This is a genomic window from Lentzea sp. NPDC042327, from assembly GCF_040647275.1.
GTDB lineage: Bacteria > Actinomycetota > Actinomycetes > Mycobacteriales > Pseudonocardiaceae > Lentzea.
Genome location: NZ_JBEZBX010000011.1, coordinates 76,816 through 94,935, shown reverse-complemented (window position 1 = coordinate 94,935; position 18,120 = coordinate 76,816). Strand labels below are relative to the sequence as shown.

At 70.1% G+C, this 18,120-nt stretch carries 17 protein-coding genes; 7 read left to right on the top strand and 10 right to left on the bottom strand.

Features of this window, described 5'->3' with window-relative positions; genetic code table 11:
• Positions 1–23 precede the first annotated feature (23 nt).
• The 3 genes from AB0A63_RS26790 (at position 24) to AB0A63_RS26780 (ending at position 4,000) form a co-directional block, all read left to right on the top strand.
• Positions 24–509 (top strand): hypothetical protein, encoded by a 486-nt coding sequence (locus tag AB0A63_RS26790; protein ID WP_360396224.1) that lies wholly within the window; start codon positions 24–26, stop codon positions 507–509.
• A 184-nt stretch (positions 510–693) separates the two neighbouring features.
• The gene (locus AB0A63_RS26785; RefSeq protein ID WP_360396486.1) at positions 694–1,485 is read left to right on the top strand and encodes an ABC transporter ATP-binding protein; all 792 of its coding nucleotides are present in this window, start codon (positions 694–696) and stop codon (positions 1,483–1,485) included.
• Entirely contained in the window at positions 1,478–4,000 is a 2,523-nt protein-coding gene (locus AB0A63_RS26780) for an FtsX-like permease family protein (RefSeq protein WP_360396223.1), read from the top strand. Before AB0A63_RS26785 ends, AB0A63_RS26780 begins: the two co-directional genes overlap by 8 nt.
• Before the next feature lie 73 nt (positions 4,001–4,073).
• On the opposite strand, the gene AB0A63_RS26775 is transcribed toward AB0A63_RS26780, so the two are convergent.
• Complete coding sequence (locus tag AB0A63_RS26775; protein WP_360396221.1) at positions 4,074–4,904, bottom strand: alpha/beta hydrolase; 831 nt, start codon at positions 4,902–4,904, stop codon at positions 4,074–4,076.
• Positions 4,905–5,088: 184 nt separating this feature from the next.
• On the opposite strand from AB0A63_RS26775, the gene AB0A63_RS26770 reads away from it, so the two are divergent.
• Positions 5,089–7,014, top strand: a complete 1,926-nt coding sequence (locus AB0A63_RS26770) for a hypothetical protein (protein ID WP_360396219.1) — start codon at positions 5,089–5,091, stop codon at positions 7,012–7,014.
• On the opposite strand, the gene AB0A63_RS26765 is transcribed toward AB0A63_RS26770, so the two are convergent.
• A complete protein-coding gene (locus AB0A63_RS26765; protein WP_360396217.1) occupies positions 6,998–8,701 on the bottom strand; it encodes a discoidin domain-containing protein in 1,704 nt (567 codons plus the stop codon). The genes AB0A63_RS26770 and AB0A63_RS26765 overlap by 17 nt on opposite strands.
• A gap of 214 nt (positions 8,702–8,915) precedes the next feature.
• On the opposite strand from AB0A63_RS26765, the gene AB0A63_RS26760 reads away from it, so the two are divergent.
• Genes AB0A63_RS26760 through AB0A63_RS26750 form a run of 3 tightly spaced genes read left to right on the top strand, consistent with a single transcriptional unit; the run spans position 8,916 to position 11,193 of the window.
• Complete coding sequence (locus tag AB0A63_RS26760; protein ID WP_360396215.1) at positions 8,916–9,752, top strand: DUF1996 domain-containing protein; 837 nt, start codon at positions 8,916–8,918, stop codon at positions 9,750–9,752.
• Positions 9,749–10,216, top strand: coding sequence for a hypothetical protein (locus tag AB0A63_RS26755; protein WP_360396213.1), 468 nt, complete (start codon positions 9,749–9,751; stop codon positions 10,214–10,216). Before AB0A63_RS26760 ends, AB0A63_RS26755 begins: the two co-directional genes overlap by 4 nt.
• A 5-nt stretch (positions 10,217–10,221) precedes the next feature.
• Positions 10,222–11,193, top strand: a complete 972-nt coding sequence (locus AB0A63_RS26750; RefSeq protein WP_360396212.1) for a LacI family DNA-binding transcriptional regulator — start codon at positions 10,222–10,224, stop codon at positions 11,191–11,193.
• Between the two features lie 4 nt (positions 11,194–11,197).
• On the opposite strand, the gene AB0A63_RS26745 is transcribed toward AB0A63_RS26750, so the two are convergent.
• The 8 genes from AB0A63_RS26745 to AB0A63_RS26710 form a co-directional block, all read right to left on the bottom strand.
• Positions 11,198–11,857, bottom strand: a complete 660-nt coding sequence (locus AB0A63_RS26745; protein WP_360396210.1) for a hypothetical protein — start codon at positions 11,855–11,857, stop codon at positions 11,198–11,200.
• Entirely contained in the window at positions 11,854–12,729 is an 876-nt protein-coding gene (locus tag AB0A63_RS26740) for an ABC transporter ATP-binding protein (RefSeq protein WP_360396208.1), read from the bottom strand. The genes AB0A63_RS26745 and AB0A63_RS26740 overlap by 4 nt, the downstream gene beginning before the upstream one ends.
• A complete protein-coding gene (locus AB0A63_RS26735) occupies positions 12,729–13,094 on the bottom strand; it encodes a GntR family transcriptional regulator (protein WP_360396207.1) in 366 nt (121 codons plus the stop codon). The genes AB0A63_RS26740 and AB0A63_RS26735 overlap by 1 nt, the downstream gene beginning before the upstream one ends.
• A 326-nt stretch (positions 13,095–13,420) precedes the next feature.
• The gene (locus AB0A63_RS26730; RefSeq protein ID WP_360396206.1) at positions 13,421–13,615 is read right to left on the bottom strand and encodes an MbtH family protein; all 195 of its coding nucleotides are present in this window, start codon (positions 13,613–13,615) and stop codon (positions 13,421–13,423) included.
• Between the two features lie 41 nt (positions 13,616–13,656).
• Positions 13,657–14,916, bottom strand: a complete 1,260-nt coding sequence (locus AB0A63_RS26725) for a SidA/IucD/PvdA family monooxygenase (protein ID WP_360396204.1) — start codon at positions 14,914–14,916, stop codon at positions 13,657–13,659.
• 80 nt (positions 14,917–14,996) lie between these two features.
• Complete coding sequence (locus AB0A63_RS26720; protein ID WP_360396202.1) at positions 14,997–16,355, bottom strand: GH1 family beta-glucosidase; 1,359 nt, start codon at positions 16,353–16,355, stop codon at positions 14,997–14,999.
• Positions 16,348–17,304, bottom strand: a complete 957-nt coding sequence (locus tag AB0A63_RS26715) for an ABC transporter ATP-binding protein (protein WP_360396200.1) — start codon at positions 17,302–17,304, stop codon at positions 16,348–16,350. Before AB0A63_RS26715 ends, AB0A63_RS26720 begins: the two co-directional genes overlap by 8 nt.
• On the bottom strand, positions 17,301–18,119 hold the full coding sequence (locus tag AB0A63_RS26710) for an ABC transporter permease (protein WP_360396198.1): 819 nt from the start codon (positions 18,117–18,119) through the stop codon (positions 17,301–17,303). The genes AB0A63_RS26715 and AB0A63_RS26710 overlap by 4 nt, the downstream gene beginning before the upstream one ends.
• Position 18,120: the final 1 nt, after the last annotated feature.

Below are 18,120 nucleotides of genomic sequence, written 5' to 3'. Positions count from 1 at the left end.
ACGGGCCGGTCAGGATCTGTCCCGTGGGCATCACCGTCATCGGCATCACGCACCCGGACCAGGTCGGGGCACTCCCCGGCGGCACGAACGTGCTGGTGCTGGCCGATGACGGCACGTGCGCCGACGAGTTCCTCGACACCGACTTCGGCGCGCACCAGCTGGTGGTGCGGGCCTCCGGGCGCGGGTCGGCGTTCTTCGCGGTGGCGGACAAGGCCCGTGAGGTGGGCGCGGACCGGGTCCTCTTCGGTGGCGTGCACGAGACCGCCACCGGGTTCGTCACCGGGGAGGACCCCGTGCTCGTGCTGGGCGTGCGCCCGCCGGGCGGACCGATCGCGCTCAACGCCGCGTTCGGGCGGTGGCTGGACCGCTGGCCGCGGCCCGCGAGCGCCTACCTCGGCGACGTGGACCACTGGCTCGCCGCGAACGCGCTGCGCGAAGGCCTGCGGGTGGAACTGGTTTCGTGGCGGATGGAACCCACCGTCCCCATGCGACGGAAGTTGACCGCCTAGTCATCCGAAGGCGGAAGACACTGTGCCGCCTGTGGAATACCGTTCCCCTCGCGACCACGCGATGACGCGCACCCGCCGGGGCTGAGAGCTCTCTCAGCATGCCGGTGCTGAGGTGTGGGGGCACACTGGTTCAGGGTTGATCTCAGGGGAAGACCTGACCCTCCGGTACGCCGCGTCGTCGAAGATGGTGCGCAAGAAATCCCACAGGAGGGGACAGACAGTGAGCACGTCCGATGGAGTCGCGGCGAGAGCCGTCGACGTGTGGAAGGAATACGGGTCCGGCGACGCCGCCGTGACCGCGCTCGCGGGGGTGAGCGTCGAGCTGGAGCGGTCGCGGTTCACCGCGATCATGGGACCGTCGGGGTCGGGCAAGTCGACCCTGATGCACTGCCTGGCGGGGCTGGACGACGTGACCCGCGGCGAGGTGTGGATCGGTGACACCAAGGTCACCGGCCTGAAGGACCGGGGGCTCACCGAGCTGCGGCGCGACCAGGTCGGGTTCATCTTCCAGCAGTTCAACCTGCTGCCGACGCTGACCGCCGAGGAGAACATCACGCTGCCGCTCGCCATCGGCGGCAAGAAGGTCGACCGGGAGTGGTTCGACGTCGTCATCGACACCGTCGGCCTGCGCGACCGGCTCTCGCACCGCCCGACGCAGCTGTCGGGTGGCCAGCAGCAGCGCGTGGCCTGCGCGCGTGCCCTGGTGTCGCGGCCCGAGGTCGTGTTCGCGGACGAGCCGACCGGCAACCTGGACTCGCAGTCCGGTGCCGAGGTGCTCGCGTTCCTGCAGCGGTCCGCCCGCGAGTTCGGGCAGACGATCGTGATGGTCACGCACGACCCGAACGCCGCGTCGTACGCAGACCGCGTCATCTTCCTCAAGGACGGCCACATCGTCCGCGAGCTGCTGGCGCCCTCGGCCGACGAGGTCCTGGAGACGATGAAGCACCTCGACGGTGTCGTGGTGCCACATGCTTAAGGCCACTATCAAGAGCTTGCTGTCGCGCAAGCTCCGGCTGGTGCTGTCCGCGCTCGCGGTGGTGCTGGGCGTGATGTTCGTGTCCGGGTCGTTCGTGCTGACCGACACGCTGCAGCGGTCGTTCACCGACCTGTTCTCGTCGGCGTTCGCCAACGTGGACGTCTCGGTGTCGCCGAAGCAGGAGAAGGGCAAGGAGCCCCAGCCGCTCACGCCGCAGGCGATCGCCGACGTGAAGGCGGTGCCGGGCGTGGCGTCCGCGGTCGGCGAGGTGCAGGGGTCCGCGCGGCCGATCGGCAAGAACGGCAAGGTCATCACGACCTCCGGCGCACCGCGGTTCGGCACCAACTGGACCGGCACCGGTCAGGAGAAGATCCGCGACGGCAAGGCTCCCGCGGCCGACGACGAGGTCGTCGTCAACGCCTACCTCGCCTCGACCGGTGGCTTCAAGGTCGGCGACGAGATCGGGCTGCTCACGCTGGAGCCGAAGAAGACCTTCAAGATCGCCGGTGTCTACGAGTACGCCGGTGGTCGCGAGTCGCTGGGCGGCGAGCTGTCCGTGGCGTTCACCGAACCCGTGGCGCAGCGGCTGTTGCTGGGCAAGCAGGACGCGTACTCCTCGGTCACCGTGACCGCCGCGGCCGGCACGTCCGACGACGCGCTGCGCGACGCCGTGGCCGCGAAGCTCGGCTCCGGCTACGACGTGAAGACCGGTGCGACGCTCGCGAAGGAGCAGGCCGACCAGATCAACGAGGGCCTGAAGTTCTTCAACTACGTGCTGCTCGGGTTCGCCGGCATCGCGTTGTTCGTCGGCATCTTCATCATCCTCAACACGTTCTCCATCATCGTCGCCCAGCGCACGCGGGAGCTCGCGCTGCTGCGGTCGATGGGCGCCTCCCGCGGCCAGGTCATCGGCTCGGTGGTGCTGGAGGCGTTCGTGATCGGCCTCATCGCGTCGATCGCCGGCCTCGGGGCAGGGGTCGGCGTCGGGGCGCTGCTGGCGACGATCTTCAGCTCGGTGGGCGGCACGAACCTGCAGCTCGCGGGCATCGGGGTGCCGGCGTCCGCGGTGATCTCGTCGTTCGCGGTCGGCATCGTCGTCACCGTGGTCGCGGCGGTCCTGCCTGCGCTGCGGGCGTCGCGGATCGCACCGGTCGCGGCCATGCGCGAGGCGGCCACGCCGGACCGGCCGCTGACGAAGATCACCATCACCGGCGCGCTGGTCGCGGCCGCCGGTGGCACGGCACTGGCCTTCGGCTTCCGGCAGGCGTCGTTGCCGTTGATCTTCGGCGGCATCCTGGTGGCGTTCGTGGGCGTGGCGCTGCTGACGCCGATCCTGTCGCGGCCGATGGTGTCGCTGATCGGCCGGCTGCTGTCGTGGTCGATGCCCGGCCTGCTGGGCCGGCGCAACTCCGCCCGCAACCCGCGCCGCACCGCCATCACCGCCGCCGCGCTGATGGTGGGCATCTCGCTGATCACCGGCGTGAGCGTGGTGCTGACGTCGGCGACCAAGTCGATCGAGAAGCTGGCCTCCGGTCAGCTGCAGACCGACCTGATCATCTCCGGTGAGGGCCAGGCGGAGGGCCAGCCGGCGACGTTCCCGCGGGACGTGCTGTCGGAGGTCGAACGGACCGAGGGCGTGAAGTCGGCCGTCGGCTGGTCGCAGGACGGTGTGCTCCAGGGCGACAGCCAGCTGTTCGCGGTCGGCGTCAACGACGTGCCCGCGCTGGCGACGATGTTCGCGCTGAAGCCGAAGTCCGGTGAGATCGCGCCGCTGAAGGACGACCAGCTCGCGCTGCCCGAGGAGATGGCGGCCGAGAAGGGCTGGACGGTCGGCAGCACGGTGTCGCTGCAGCTGGCCAGGGCCGCGCAGCCGCAGACCTTCACGGTCGGGTTCATCTGGGCCAAGTCCCAGGTGCTGCAGGGTGCGCTGGTGCTGCCGGAGTCGGCGGGCAAGAACTTCCGCTCCGACCGGGTCGCCCAGGCGTTCGTGCAGGTGAACCCCGGCACCAGTGCGGCGGACGTGCAGAAGCGGGTCGAGCCGCTGTTCGCCGACAACCCCGAGATCACCGTGCAGGACCGCAGCGCGTTCGTGAAGCAGACGACCTCGCAGTTCGACACGGTCCTGCTGATGATCCAGATCCTGCTGGCGCTCGCGATCCTCATCGCGGTGCTGGGCGTCATCAACACCCTGGCGCTGTCGGTGATCGAACGGACCCGCGAGCTCGGTCTGCTGCGCGCCATCGGCATGCGGCGCTCGCAGGTGATGCGGATGATCACCGTCGAGTCGGTGGTGATCTCCGTCTTCGGCGCGGTCCTCGGTCTCGCGGTCGGCCTCGCGCTGGGCGTCGCGACCGTGCAGGCGCTGAAGGACCAGGGCATCTCCGAGCTCGGTTTCCCGTGGGCCACGATGGTCCAGTACCTGGTGGTGGCCGCGTTCGTCGGCGTGGTCGCGGCGATCCTGCCGGCCATCCGCGCCGCACGGCTCAACGTCCTGGACGCCATCGCCTACGAGTGATCCTTGTTCTGGCGTCTGCAAGTACTGCCGACCACCGTGTCGGTAGTACTTGCAGACGCCTTGCCCACCGGGGTCAGGAGTGCGGGCAGGTGTCGCGGTACGCGCTGATGGCGGTGTTCGGCGCGGGGGCCGGGCACAGGAACTGGTCGTAGCGCAGGTCGTCGTCGACGAACCGCTTGAGCCACGACAGCGTGAACTTGCGGACGGTCACGTTGTCGCTGCGCGGGTCGGAGTGGTCGCCGCCGCGCAGTTCGAGGAACGCCTTGTCCGGTGCGGCGGTCATCGAGGTGTAGAACGGCAGCGAGTGCTGCGAGTTGGGTGCGGTCGGGTCGCTCTGACCGCCGAGCACGAGGGTCGGGACGCCGACGGCCGACCAGTTCTTCGTGGTGTGCCAAGCGGCCAGCGGGATGGAGGCCTGCAGGGCGGGCCGGGAGACCGAGGCGCGCAGTGCGCCGCCGCCGCCCATCGAGTGACCCATCACGGCCAGGCGCGAGGCGTCGACGCGGGGGTTGGTGCGGACGGCGTAGTCCAGTGCCGCGAGCAGCTGGCGGCCGCGGCTGTCGGGGTCGTCGAAGCCGGACAGGGTGTTGATGGTGACCACCACGAACCCGAAGGACGCGAGCCGGGGACCGAAGTGCGCGACCGACGTCTGGGTGGCGGTGAAGCCGGGTGAGACGGCGACAGCGCCGAACTTGAGGTCGCTGGTGGGGGTGTAGACGGTGCCGCCGCCGAAGTCCGGCTGGCGGGCGATGGTGGTCTGGGTGACGGCGAAGGTGCCGCGCGACGCCTCGACCGACGCGGCCGTGGGTGCCGGACCGCGTTCGTGGGGGTTGGCGACCGCGGTGGCGGTGGCGGTGGGGGCGAAGGCCAGGACGAGTGCCGCGACAACGACTTTGATGCGCACGACGAATACACCTCAATTGGTTGCAGGGGAACCAAAACGGCGTCCCCAACGCTACCGCTCGGTAGGCTCGTCCGATTCGTCCGGTCGGATGGTTACCGAGCGCAGCTGAGCAGGGAATTGTCGTCCGATCAGGTCACCGTAGAGGCGGTATGCGACGAATCAGATGCCGCACAAGGGTGAGCGCGTGCCCACCAGGAGACAGTTCCTCGTACTGAGCTCAACGGCAGCGCTAACAGGTCTGCTGCCCGACGCCCCCGCTTCCGCGCTGGCCGATGTCGCCCAGCCGTACGCGTCCTACTGGCACCTCGCCACGATCCTCGACTGGGATCCGGCGACGGACCGGGACGCGCGGTACAACCGCAGCTCGGTCCCCCTCGCCCGGCGCGTCGTGCCCGCCCGGCCGGCCAACCCGCACGCCCGCGCGAACGAGGCGCGGGTGCAGGCGCTGGTCGCGTACGCGCCGACGAGCGGCAACCCCGCCCAGGGCGCGCTCGACATGAACTACTACGCCACCAACTACTGGCAGTACGTCGACGAGCTGGTGTTCTGGGGCGGCAGCGCCTCCGAGGGCCTGATCCTCGCGCCGAACCCGACCGTCACCGACGCCGCGCACCGCAACGGCGTGAAGGTGATCGGCAACGTGTTCCTGCCGCCCACCGCGTACGGCGGTCAGCTGCAGTGGGTGCGCGACCTCGTCCGGCGCGAGGGCGACCGGTTCCCGGTGGCGGACAAGATGGTCCAGGTGGCCCGCCACCACGGTTTCGACGGCTGGTTCCTCAACCAGGAGACCGCCGGCGGCAACGCCCAGCTGGCCGCCGACATGCGCGACTTCATCGTCTACCTGAAGAGGAGCGGCCTGCGGATCATCTGGTACGACGCGATGACCGACACCGGCAGCGTCTCCTGGCAGAACGCGCTGACCGCGCGCAACCGGATGTTCTTCGCCCCCTCCGACGAGATGTTCCTGAACTTCTGGTGGAGCGCGCAGGGCTTGCAGAACTCGGCGAACCTCGCCCGGCAGATGGGTCGCAGCCCGTACGACCTGGCGTCCGGTGTGGACGTCGAGTCGAACGGCTACAACACCAGCGTCGCCTGGGCCTCGATCTTCCCCGAGGGCGGGCCGCACACCACCTCGCTCGGCTTCTACCGTCCGGAGTGGACGTTCAAGTCCGCGACCGGTCCCGCCGACTTCTACGCGCGGGACAACAGGTTCTGGGTCGGTCCGAACGGCGACCCGGCCAACACGACGACAAACGCGGCGTGGAAGGGCGTCGCCCACCACATCACCGAGCTGACGCCGATCACCTCCCTGCCGTTCGTCACGAACTTCAACACCGGGCACGGCCGCAAGTTCGCCGTCGGCGGCACGGTCCGTTCGACGCAGCAGTGGAACAACCTGGCGTTGCAGGACGTGCTGCCGACCTGGCGGTGGAGCGTCACCGGCAGCGGCACGAAGGTCGTGCCCTCGCTGGACTGGGACGACCCGTACGACGGCGGCACCGCGCTGAAGATCACCGGCACACCCGCGTCCGCCAACGACGTGCGGCTGTTCGCGACGGCGCTCCCGCTCACCGGCAGCAGCCAGTTCGAGGTCGTGCACCGCACCGGCACCGGTCCGTCGCGGTTGCAGGCCGTGCTGCGGATCGGGACCACCGAGCGGGTGCTCGACCTCGGCGGCGTCAGCGGCGGGTGGCGGCGCAGCGTGTTCCCGCTCGGTGAGCACGCCGGTGCGACGCTCACCGAGATCGCGCTGCGGGTGCTGCCCGGCGGCCCGGTGACCGCCCTCGTCGGCCGCATCGGCGTCACCGACCCGGCCATGACCGCACCCGCCGCACCGGCGAACCCGCGGGTGGAGCTGGTGAGCCGCACCGACGCCGCCACGGTGTCGGCACGGCTCACCTGGACCCGCTCCCCCGGCCGGGTCCGGCAGTACCGGGTCTACAAAGCCGGTCCCGAACGGCTCTTCCTCGGTGGCACGCCGAACGACGCGTACTTCGTGCCCGCGATCCCGCTCACGAACGGCGAGACCGCGCAGATCGAGGTCGAGGCGGTCGACGAGGCGTTCGACGTCTCGCCACCCGCTCGCACGACGATCACTGGTACACCCTGACGTAGTCGAGCACCATGTCCTGCGGCAGCTGCGTCCCGGCCCCCGGCGGGCCGGGCCAGTCGCCGCCCACGGCGTTGTTGATGATCAGGAAGAACGGGTGGTCGTACACCCACGGCCCGCGGGTGGTCTCCAGGACGTTGCGGTCGACGGTGAAGAACCGGTTGCCGTCCACGCTGAACGTCATGTGGCTGGAGTCCCACTCGACGGCGAACGTGCGGAACGCCGCCGCCGCGGGCTGGCCGAGGTCGAGCGGGGAGCCGTACCCGCCCGCGCCGAAGTACGCCGGGGCGTGCAGCGTCGAGTAGACCCGGTTCGGCTCCTTGCCGACGTGCTCCATGATGTCGATCTCGCCGGTGTAGGGCCACGGCCGGCGCTGGTCGAAGAAGTCAGCGCCCAGCATCCAGAACGCGGGCCACAACCCCTGCGTGGACGACACCTTGATCCGCGCCTCGACCCGGCCGTAGGTGAACGTGAACTTGCCGTAGGTGTTGAGGCGCGCGGAGGTGTACTGGCAGGTCGTGCTGCCGCTGACCGGGTCGACCGGGCAGGCGCTGCCCGGCGTGACCTCGCGGCGGGCCTGCAGCACCAGGTTGCCGTTGCCGTCGTGGCGGGCGTTGTTGTTGTTCGTGTAGTACTGCAGCTCGTTGTTCACCCCGGGACCGGTCTCCGGCTGCCACTTCGAGGCGTCCGGCGCGGTGCCAGCGGGGGCGTTGAACTCGTCGGACCAGACGAGCCGGCCGGGGAACGACGGGTTCGGCGGCAGCGGTGGCGCGGGCGTCGGGTTGCCGCCGGTGCCGTAGACCTGGAACTCCCACAGCGAGTAGCCGTAGCCGTTCGACCGGGCCGTGCCGTACATCCGCACGTACCGGCCGGTGCCGCTGACGGTCAGCGTCTCCTTGAACCCGCGGCCGGTCGTGGTCGAGTAGAGCTGCCGCCAGGTCGCGTTGTCGTCGGACACCTCGATCCGGTACGCGGTCGCGAACGCCGGGTCCCACTGCAGCACGACCTTGGAGATCCGGGCCGTGGCGCCGAGGTCGACGGAGATCCAGCCGGGGTCGACCCAGCCGGTGGTCGCGCTGGTCGCCCACCGGGTGGCGGGGTCGCGGTCGAACGCCTTGGCCGGGGTGCAGCCACCGCAGTTCGGGTCGTCCTGGAACGTCGAGGCGGACCCGGTCTTGCCATACGACAGCAGGGTTTCCGCGCTGCCGGAGTCGCGGGTGCCGAACACCTGGAACTCCCACAGCGAGTAGCCGTACTGCGTGGCGCGCTGGGTGAGGTCGAGCCGCACGTACCGGCCGGTGCCGGAGACCGCGAGCGTCTCCGTGCCGCCGGGCCCGGCGGTGGTGCGGCGCAGCTCCTGCCACGAGTTGCCGTCGGCGGAGATGCTGAGCGTGTACGCCCTGGCGCTCGCGGCCTCCCAGGCCAGCACGACCTGGTCGACCTTCGCCGGGGAGCCGAGGTCGACCTGGATCCACTGCGGGTCGCTGAACTGGCTGGACCAGCGGGTGCCGGGGTCGCCGTCGACGGCGGCCGTCGCGCTGAACGCGGCGTTCTCGCTGCTGGAGGCGGTGACGGGACGGTTCTGGGAGAGCAACGGGCCGGCGGCCTGCGCCGGCGTGATCGTGGCCGCGACCAGCGCCGCGGCGACGAGCAGGGGCAGTCTCGTGCGGTGGGGCCTTCCTGACATGGGTGCTCCTGAAGCCGATGAACGGGCGACGAGGCGTGAGAGAGCGCTCTCTGCGACAGGAGTTCAGCACCGAGAGTCAGGGCACGGGTGCGTGGTGTCAAGAAAACCGGGACTTCTGAACGTTTCTTGCGGATTGACGCCCGTTTGCGACCTGCGCCATGCTCGAACGGCGTGAGAGCGCTCTCCCAATCCTGCTGCGGAGAGGAAAGCTTCAATGAGGAAGCCTTTGTTCCACCTGGCCACGATCCTCGCACTGGCCGCCGGGGTGCTGAGCGTCCCCGGCGCGGCGCAGGGAGCACCGGTGCGCGTCGCCGAGTTCCTCGCGGAGTGCCCGATCAGCCACCGGCTCCCGGACGACCCGATCGTCCTGCCGAACCTGCCCGGTGCCTCCCACTCGCACGACTTCTTCGGCAACCGCTCGACCAACGCCCGCACCACCCAGCAGTCGCTGGAGGGCTCGACGGGCAACTGCAACCCGGCGGCGGACATCTCCTCCTACTGGGTGCCGACGCTCTACCGCGACAACACCGCGATCGCACCGACCGGCGTCACCTTCTACTACCTCGGCGAGGGCGTGAACAACCCGGCGGCGATCCAGCCGATGCCCTACGGGCTGAAGGTCGTCGCGGGCAACGCGAAGGCCACCGGCGACGGCGACAGCAACGCGCGGTGGTCGTGCCTGCACGCCGGGCACGTGAACCCGTCCAAGAACTTCGTCGAATGCCCGTCCGGCACGATGCTGGAGACCTACCTGGACTTCCCGCAGTGCTGGAACGGCCGCGACCTCGACTCGTCCGACCACAAGTCGCACCTGTCGTACCCCGTCGCGGGCGGCTGCCCGTCCTCGCACCCGGTGCCGGTGCCGAAGCTGCGGATGGTGCTGCGCTACCCGGTGAACGGCACCACCTCGGGCCTGCGACTGGCCTCGGGCACCGGACAGACCATGCACGGCGACTTCTTCAACGTCTGGCCGCGTGCCGAGATGGAACGCCGTGTCCGCAACTGCATCAACGTGGTGATCAAATGCGACCACAACGGAAACCACGGGTGATCCTCTGCCTGCTGGCCGGCCTCCTCGCGGGCTGCCAGCAGGCACCTCTCCCCACCCCCGACACCCCGGTGAGCTCGGAAGCGCAGGGCGCGTTCGGGCAGACCGAACGCGCGTTCGTGGAGCTCTCGATCGGGACCAACGAACAGGTGCTGAAGCTGCTGGAGAACGGCGGCCCGGCCGAGATGGTGGCGCACCGCCGTGAGGAGCTGGAACGGTTGCGCGCGGTGCTGGACGTGCCGTACGTGAACAACCACGTCGGGCACGACATGCCGGGCATGCCGACCGACGCGGAGATCCAGCTGGCGGCGACCGACCCGCAGGCGCGTGACCAGTTCGTGCGCGCGCACCTGACGGAGTCGTTGAAGGTACTGGAGAACGCGCGCGTGGACCTGAAGCACCCGCCGACGGTGGAGATCGTCGAGCTGATGGAACGCCACCGCACGGCGGAGCTGGCCGCCAGGTGAAACGCGTGACGCTGGAGGAGGTGGCGCGCGTCGCCGGGGTGTCGCGCGCCACCGCGTCGAGGGTCGTGAACGGCCTCGGCACGGTCGACGAGGCGCTGCGGCACGCGGTGCAGCGCGCCATCTCCAGCACCGGGTACCTGCCGAACATCGCGGCGCGCTCGCTGGTGACGCGGCGGGCCGACGCGATCGGGCTGGTGCTGCCCGACGAGCACCGGATGCTCGGCGACCCGCACCTGGCGAGCGTCGTGAGCGGCGTGACCCGCGTGGTGCGGCCGCTGGGCATCCACCTGGTGCTCATGATGACCGGGCCGGGGACGCGCGAGCAGGCGGTGAGCGACCTGCGCTGCGGCCGGTTGGACGGGGTGGTCCTCGTGCACACCGACCCGGCGGACCCGGTGCCCGGTCAGCTGATCGCGGCCGGGTTGCCGGTCGTGCTGGCCGGGCGGCCGTGGCAGCCGATGCCGATCACCTACGTCGACGTGGACCAGGCGGCGGGCGGTGCGCTGGCCGGCGAACGGCTGCTGGCGCTCGGCTGCCGGCGCATCGCCACGATCACCGGCCCGCAGGACATGCCCACGGGCCGGGACCGCGTGCGCGGCTTCCTCGACGTCGTGCCGGACGCGGTCGTGGTGCACGGTGACTTCACCAGGGAGTCCGGGATCGCCTCGACCGAGGAGCTGCTCGCCCGCTGCCCCGACGTCGACGGCGTGTTCGCCGGCTCCGACCTGATCGCGACCGGTGCGATCGCGGTCCTGCACCGCCACGGCCGCACGGTGCCCGGTGACGTGGCGGTGGTGGGGTTCGACGACAGCAGCGCGGCGCTGACGTGCGAGCCGGAGCTCACGACCGTCCGCCAGCCGATCGCCGACATGGCGCAGGAGATGGCCCGTCAGCTGCTGCGGCAGATCGCGAACCCCGCCACGCCCGTCACGTCGGTGGTGTTCGCGCCTTCGCTCGTCGTGCGGGCGAGCGGCTGACCGCTCACGCGCTCTTGGACCTGACCGGCATGTTCTTGGCGATCAGCCACGTCGCCGCGACCGCCAGCAGCCACGCGACCGCGGACGCGACGTGCCAGCCGGCGCCGAGCAGGCTCATCTCGTTGCGCAGGAACGGGAGCTCGCCGGAGCCGGGTATCCGCACCTTGGCCATGACCGCGAAGGCGATGCCGAACGGCAGTGCGACGAGGCCCGCCAGTCCGGACGTGTCGAACGCCGCGGCGAGGAGCATGCCGACCGCGCACCACACGAGGTACATCAGGAAGTAGGCGTGCGGCAGCCCGCGGTCCCCCGCGGTCCAGTCCATCAGCGCGTAGACGCCGCCCTCGACGGCGAACCCGAGCCACGCGACCGCGGCCATCGCGGCCGCGAACACCACGCTGAACCCGGTCGCGGCGCCCAGCAGCTCCCGGCGGGTGCGGCCGTGCGCGACCGCGACGGGCAGCACGTTGTGGATCACGTGGACGCCGACGAAGAGCACGAACCAGGGCCCGACCTGACCGGCGGCCACCGACCACCCGCTGATCACGACGTCCTTGAAGAGCGACACGGCGAACGTGAGGGCGACGGTGAAGACGAACACCCCGGCCGCGACGAGCGCGCTGAACCCGGCGAGCGACGTGGCCAGGTGGCGGAAGACCCTCACCGCAGCCCCCCGACCGGTTCGGTGAGGTGCACGAACAGGTCCTGCAACGCGATCGGCCCTAGCTCCAGCCCCAGCCGGCGGGCGTGGACGAGCTGCGCGTCGTCGAGCGTGCCGTAGACCATGACCGACTTGGTGCGCCCCAGCGACTTCTCGCTCAGCACGGTGAGCCCTGCGGTGAACGCGTCGACGTCGTCGGCGGTCCCGGTGACCTCGGTGCCGCGCGAGCGCAGGACGTCGGCCTCCTCCTGGAGCACGAGCCGGCCGTTGTCGATGATCAGGACCTCCTCCAGCAGGGAGGCCAGCTCCTCGATGAGGTACGTGGAGATGACGATGGTGCGCGGGTGCCGCATGAAGTCCTGCAGCAGCGCGTCGTAGAAGGCGTACCGGGTCGGCGTGTCCATGCCGAGGTGCGACTCGTCGAGCATCGTCAGCGGTGAGCGGCTGGCGAGCCCGATCGTGACGCCGAGCGCGGACCGCTGCCCCAGCGACAGCTCGCCGACCTTGGTCTTGAGCGGCAGCCCGAAGAGCTCGACGAGCTCGCGGGCATAGGTGTCGTCCCACGTCTCGCGCCACGCCTTGCCGTACTCCAGCGCGTGGACGACCTTGTCGCCCTTGTCGGCGGCGTCGGTCGTGTGCCGGACCAGGCAGACGTTCCGCATCGCCCGCGCGTTCTCGAAGACCGGCGCACCGTCGAGCAGCACCGAGCCGACGGGCCTGCGGTAGCCGGCGAGAGCGGACATCAGGCTGGTCTTGCCGGAGCCGTTGCGCCCGAGCAGACCGTAGATCTTGTTACCGGACAACGAGAAGCTCATGTCGTCCACAGCGGTGATGGTGCCGTAGCGGACCGTTAAACCCCGCACGTCGACCTGCATCACACTTCCCCCCTGTCGTGCTGCTCGACGCGCCGGATGACGTCGGCGAGCGGAATGCCGATGGCGCGCGCCTCGGCGACCATCGGGTCGACCACCTCGCCGAAGAAGGTCTCCCTGCCCTGTGCCCGCAGCATGTCGCGAGCCCGCGTGCTCACGAACATCCCGATCCCCCTCTTCTTGTAGAGCACCTTCTCGTCCACGAGCTGCTGGAACGCCTTGGCCGCGGTGGCCGGGTTGATCCGGTAGTAGGCGGCGTACTGGTTGGTCGACATGACCTGCTCGTCCGCCTTCAGCGCCCCGCTGACCACGTCCGCCTTGATCCGGTCGGCGATCTGCCGGTAGATCGGACTCCGGTCGTCGAACACGACTACTTCCCTGGTTCGTTACTCATGTAATGAACCATAGCACCGCCGAGGCACGCCGGTCACCCGGTCCGACTCATGACTGGGGTGGTGGCCTTCATGTCGATCACCGCGGGCGCGACAGCCGGGCGCCCCGCCTCCACAAGCATCTGCAAGTACCACCAGCTCAACATCAACAGGCACTTTTCTACTACCAACAGCGCTTCCAGCCGCCCGCGAACCCCAGCCCTGGTTCGGCGAGCGGCGAACATGTTGGTGGTAGTCAGCGGCGATTTGATCAGGTGTTGGTGGTACTTGCAGATACCGGAAGAGCAGGAGGGGGAGAGGGGCTAGCGGATTGAGAGGGGGCGCATGTCGGTCCAGTTCTCCTCGACGTAGGCCAGGCACGCCTCGCAGCTCTCCTCGCCGAAGACCTTCGTCCACCCGGCGGGCACCTCCGCGAACACCGGCCACAGCGAGTGCTGCTGCTCCTCGTTCACCAGCACGAAGAATCGGCCCTGCGGGTCCTCGAACGGGTTGGTCATGGCGTTGGTCCTCTCCGGTTCCACTGACGAGTTAGGTAACCCTAACTCACGGGCGCGGCCACCTTCGCCACAGCGTCCTGCCCGACCGCGGGCACGGCCTGCGTCCGCCGCAGGATCGAGTCGAGGATCTCCCCCGCCCGCACCGCGGTGTTGGACAGCAGCGACGACGTGATGCCGTGCGTGTGCTCGGTGCCGCCCTGCAGGTAGATCCCGCCCGTGACGCCGGCGTCGGTGACCACCCGGTAGTCCCTGGTGACCTTCAACCGCCCGAGCTCGTCCCGCTCGCCGAGCTCCCCCAGCACCCGCACGGGGTCCGCCGGCCGGTACCCGGTCGCGTAGACGATCACGTCGGCGTCGACCGGCACACGCGCGCCGTCGGCCAGCGACTCGATCACGCACCGGCCGTCCGCGGTCACGTCCGTGAGCCGCGAGGTGTTGTGCAGCACCAGCCTCTGGCGGCCCAGCACCTTCTCCCGGTACACCCGCCGGTACAGCTCCTCGATCAGGTCCTGGTCCACGACGCCGTAGTTGGTGTTGGCGTGGTAGCCCATCAGCTTCTTCTTCACGCCCTCCGGCGCGCGGTAGAAGTCGTCCACCGCCGCGGGGTCGAAGATCCGGTTGGCGAACGGGCTGTCGTCCGCCGGGCTGTACCCGTACCGCGCGAACACCCCGTGCACCTCGGCACCGGGGAACCGGTCGTGGAAGAACGCCACGGTCTCCGCCGCGCTCTGCCCCGCCCCGACCACGACGACGCGCCGCGGGTCCTCCAGCTCACCGACCCGGTGCAGCAGGTCGCGGTTGTGCCAGATCCGCTCCCCCGCCTCGACCCCCTCCGGCAGGTTCACCTCCAGCCCGGTCGCGAGCACGAGGTTGCGCGTGCGCGTGACCTGGCCTTTCGCGACGAGCTCGAACCCCTCGGCGCACGGTCGGACGTCGGTGACCTCGCTGCCGTACGACACCTGGTGCGCGACCCGTTCCGCCGCCCACTCGAAGTAGTCGTGGAACTCCTTGCGCAGCGGGAAGAGGTTCTTGTGGTTGACGAAGTCGACCAGCCGCCCGCGTTCCCGGAGGTAGCACAGGAAGCTGAACCCGCTCGTCGGGTTCCGCAGCGTCACCAGGTCCTTGAGGAACGACACCTGCATCGTCGCGTCGTCGAGCAGCATGCCCCGGTGCCACCCGAACGCCGCCTGCTTCTCGAAGAACCGCGCCAGCACCGGCCGCTCGTGCTCCTGCACCGCGATGGCGAGCGCGAGGTTGGACGGCCCGAAGCCGATCCCGGCCAGGTCTGTCACCGGTTCCATCGCGCGGTCCTCCCGTGGCCGGATCCCTGTGCGTCGCGGTTCTCGCACGCAAAGTGACCCTAACCTAACTAAGGCACGCCTTAGCTAGTGCTTTCGGACGTGATCTGCACCGCCCGGAGCTCCGCGATCAGGTCCCGGAACCACAGCGCGCTCTGCTTGAGCGTCCGCTCCTGGGTCTCGTAGTCGACCCGCACGATCCCGAACCGCTTTTCGTACCCGTAGGCCCACTCGAAGTTGTCCATCAGCGACCACGCGAAGTAGCCGCGCACGTCCGCCCCGCCCCTGACCGCCTCGGCGACGGCGGCGACGTGCGTGCGGAAGTACTCGACCCGGTCGGCGTCGTCGACGAACCCGGACGGGTCGGCGGAGTCCTCGAACGCCGCGCCGTTCTCGGTGATCGCCATCGGCACCCCGTAGTCGCGGTGCAGCCGCAGGAGCAGCTCGGTGAACCGCTCCGGCACGATCTCCCAGCCCATGTGCGTCACCGGCCGCCCGGTCGGCACCACCTCGGGTGCGGCGGGGTCGTCGGTCGCCTTCACGACATGCGACGAGTAGTAGTTCACGCCGACCACGTCCAGCGGCGTCGAGATGACCTCCAGGTCGCCCTCGTGCACGGGCAGCGCGGCGCCGCGGGCGGCGATGTCGGCCAGCACGTCCTCGGGATACCGCCCGTGCACCAGCGGGTCCAGGTAGATGCGGGTGCCCAGGCCGTCGGCGCGGCGGGCGGCGTCCACGTCGCGCGGGTCGGCGGAGGCCGGGGTGGAGACGCCCAGGTTCAGCGTGATGCCGAGGTCGGTCACGCCGCGCGAGCGCAACGACCGCGCCGCGAGGCCGTGGCCCAGCAGCAGGTGGTGCACGGCGCGCATCGCGTCGGCGAAGTCCGTGCGACCGGGTGCGTGCCGGCCCACGTCGTAGCCGAGCATCGCCGAGCACCACGGCTCGTTCAGGGTCGTCCACGTGGAGACGCGGTCGCCCAGTGCGTCGTGCACCAGCTCCGCGTACTCGGCGAAGCGGTGGGCGGTGTCGCGTTCCGGCCACCCGCCCGCGTCCTCCAGCTCCTGCGGCAGGTCCCAGTGGTAGAGCGTCAGCCACGGTGCGACGCCCGCCTCCAGCAACGTGTCCACCAGGCGCGAGTAGAAGTCCATCCCCGCGGGGTTCACCGGGCCGCGACCGCCCGGCTGCACGCGCGGCCACGACACCGAGAAGCGGTACCGGTCGACGCCGAGCGAGGCGATCATCGCCACGTCGGCGGGCATGCGGTAGTAGTGGTCGCACGCCACGTCACCGTTCTCGCCGTTCACGACAGCGCCGGGCCGGCGGCAATATGTGTCCCAAATGGACGGTGTACGGCCGTCCTCGTCGTGCGCGCCCTCGATCTGGTACGCGGACGTCGCGACGCCCCAGTAGAAGTCGGCGGGCAGACCGGCGAGCTCAGACATGGACCTCCTCCAACCAGCACGCCACGCGGCGGCGCTCGTCCACGGCGGTCAGCCGCGGCATCTCGGCGCTGCACACGTCGAGCGCGGACGGGCAGCGCGGGTGGAACGGGCAGCCGGACGGCATCGACCTGAGGTCCGGCGGGGAGCCGGGGATGCCGCGCAGCTCGCGGCGCGGACCGCGCAGGGCCGGGAACGAGCCGAGCAGGCCCTGCGAGTACGGGTGGCGTGCGGCGCGGTAGATCTCCGCCGCCGGTGCCTCCTCGACCACGCGGCCGCCGTACATGATCGCGATGCGGTCGGAGAACTCGACGAGCAGCGAGATGTCGTGCGTGATGAAGATGATCGAGAAGCCCAGCGTCTCGCGCAGCCGCATCATCTGGCCGAGGATCTGCCGCTGCACCACCACGTCCAGCGCGGTCGTCGGCTCGTCCATGATGACGACCTCGGGTTCCAGCGCGAGCGCCATCGCGATCATCACGCGCTGGCGCATGCCACCGGAGAGCTGGTGCGGATAGGCGGTCAGCCGGTCGGCGGGGATGCCCACGAGCGACAGGAGCTCACGGCCGCGAGCGGTCCGCGCGGACCGGTCCATCGAGGGCCGGTGCGTGCGCAGCACGTCGTCGAGCTGCGCGCCGACCGAGATGACCGGGTTCAGTGCGTTCATGGCGCCCTGGAACACGATCGCGATCTCGTTCCAGCGCAGCTCCCGCAGCTGCCGGTCGGTGAGCGCCAGCAGGTCGTGGCCCTTGAACCACACCTCGCCCGACGGCACCCGGCCGGGTGGTTGCAGCAGCCGGGTCGCGGCGTAGGCCAGGGTCGACTTGCCGGACCCCGACTCGCCGGCGAGGCCCAGCACCTCACCGGCGTTCAGGGTCAGCGAGACGTCGTGCACGGCCCGCAACGAGCCGTAGTCGACCGAGAGGTCGCGGATCTCCAGGACCGGGCTCATGCGCGCACCTTCCGCAGGCGGGGATTCGCGTACTCGTCGATCCCGAAGTTGATGAGTGCCAGCGCCGTGCCGAGCAGTGCGATGCACAGGCCGGCGGGGACGAACCACCACCACGCGCCCAGGCCGAGCGCCTGGTTCGACTGCGCCCAGAACAGGACCGTGCCCCAGTTCCAGGTCGACAGCGAGACGACGCCGACGAACGACAGCGTGATCTGCAGCATCACGGCGAAGATCACGGTGCCGACGAAGCCGGAGGCGATGACGGCCGTGAGGTTCGGCAGGACCTCGAACACGATGATCCGCCAGGTCCGCTCACCGGACGCGCGGGCGGCTTCCACGAAGTCCCTGCGGCGCAACGACATCGTCTGCGCCCGCAGCACCCGCGCACCCCACGCCCACGCGGTCAGCGAGATCACCGCCGCGATCAGCACGGTGTCCGCCGACGGCAGCATCGACGCCACGATGATGATCAGCGGCAGCGCCGGGATCACCAGGAAGACGTTGGACAGCATGGACAACGCCTCGTCGGCGGCGCCACCGAGGAACCCGGCGGTCACACCGACCACGATGGACAGGATCGTCGCGAGCACACCGCAGACGAGCCCGACGACCATCACGCCGCGGGTGCCGACGAGCACCTGCGAGAAGATGTCCTGCCCGGTCATCGTCGTGCCGAACCAGTGCGCGGCCGACGGCGGCGACAGCAGGTCGTTGCCCATCTCCGACGGGTCGTACGGCGCGATCCACTCGCCGACCACGGCGATCACGGCGAAGAACGCGAGGATGCCCAGTCCCAGGCGGGTCTTGAAGTTCATC

Bases quoted from the DNA above. Each gene is read 5' to 3' on its own strand.
- AB0A63_RS26725 (WP_360396204.1), bottom strand. From the start codon at position 14,916: ATGGAACCGGTGACAGACCTGGCCGGGATCGGCTTCGGGCCGTCCAAC.
- AB0A63_RS26760 (WP_360396215.1), top strand. From the start codon at position 8,916: ATGAGGAAGCCTTTGTTCCACCTGGCCACGATCCTCGCACTGGCCGCC.
- AB0A63_RS26710 (WP_360396198.1), bottom strand. From the start codon at position 18,119: ATGAACTTCAAGACCCGCCTGGGACTGGGCATCCTCGCGTTCTTCGCC.
- AB0A63_RS26715 (WP_360396200.1), bottom strand. From the start codon at position 17,304: ATGAGCCCGGTCCTGGAGATCCGCGACCTCTCGGTCGACTACGGCTCG.
- AB0A63_RS26720 (WP_360396202.1), bottom strand. From the start codon at position 16,355: ATGTCTGAGCTCGCCGGTCTGCCCGCCGACTTCTACTGGGGCGTCGCG.
- AB0A63_RS26785 (WP_360396486.1), top strand. From the start codon at position 694: ATGGTGCGCAAGAAATCCCACAGGAGGGGACAGACAGTGAGCACGTCC.
- AB0A63_RS26765 (WP_360396217.1), bottom strand. From the start codon at position 8,701: ATGTCAGGAAGGCCCCACCGCACGAGACTGCCCCTGCTCGTCGCCGCG.
- AB0A63_RS26740 (WP_360396208.1), bottom strand. From the start codon at position 12,729: ATGCAGGTCGACGTGCGGGGTTTAACGGTCCGCTACGGCACCATCACC.
- AB0A63_RS26730 (WP_360396206.1), bottom strand. From the start codon at position 13,615: ATGACCAACCCGTTCGAGGACCCGCAGGGCCGATTCTTCGTGCTGGTG.
- AB0A63_RS26780 (WP_360396223.1), top strand. From the start codon at position 1,478: ATGCTTAAGGCCACTATCAAGAGCTTGCTGTCGCGCAAGCTCCGGCTG.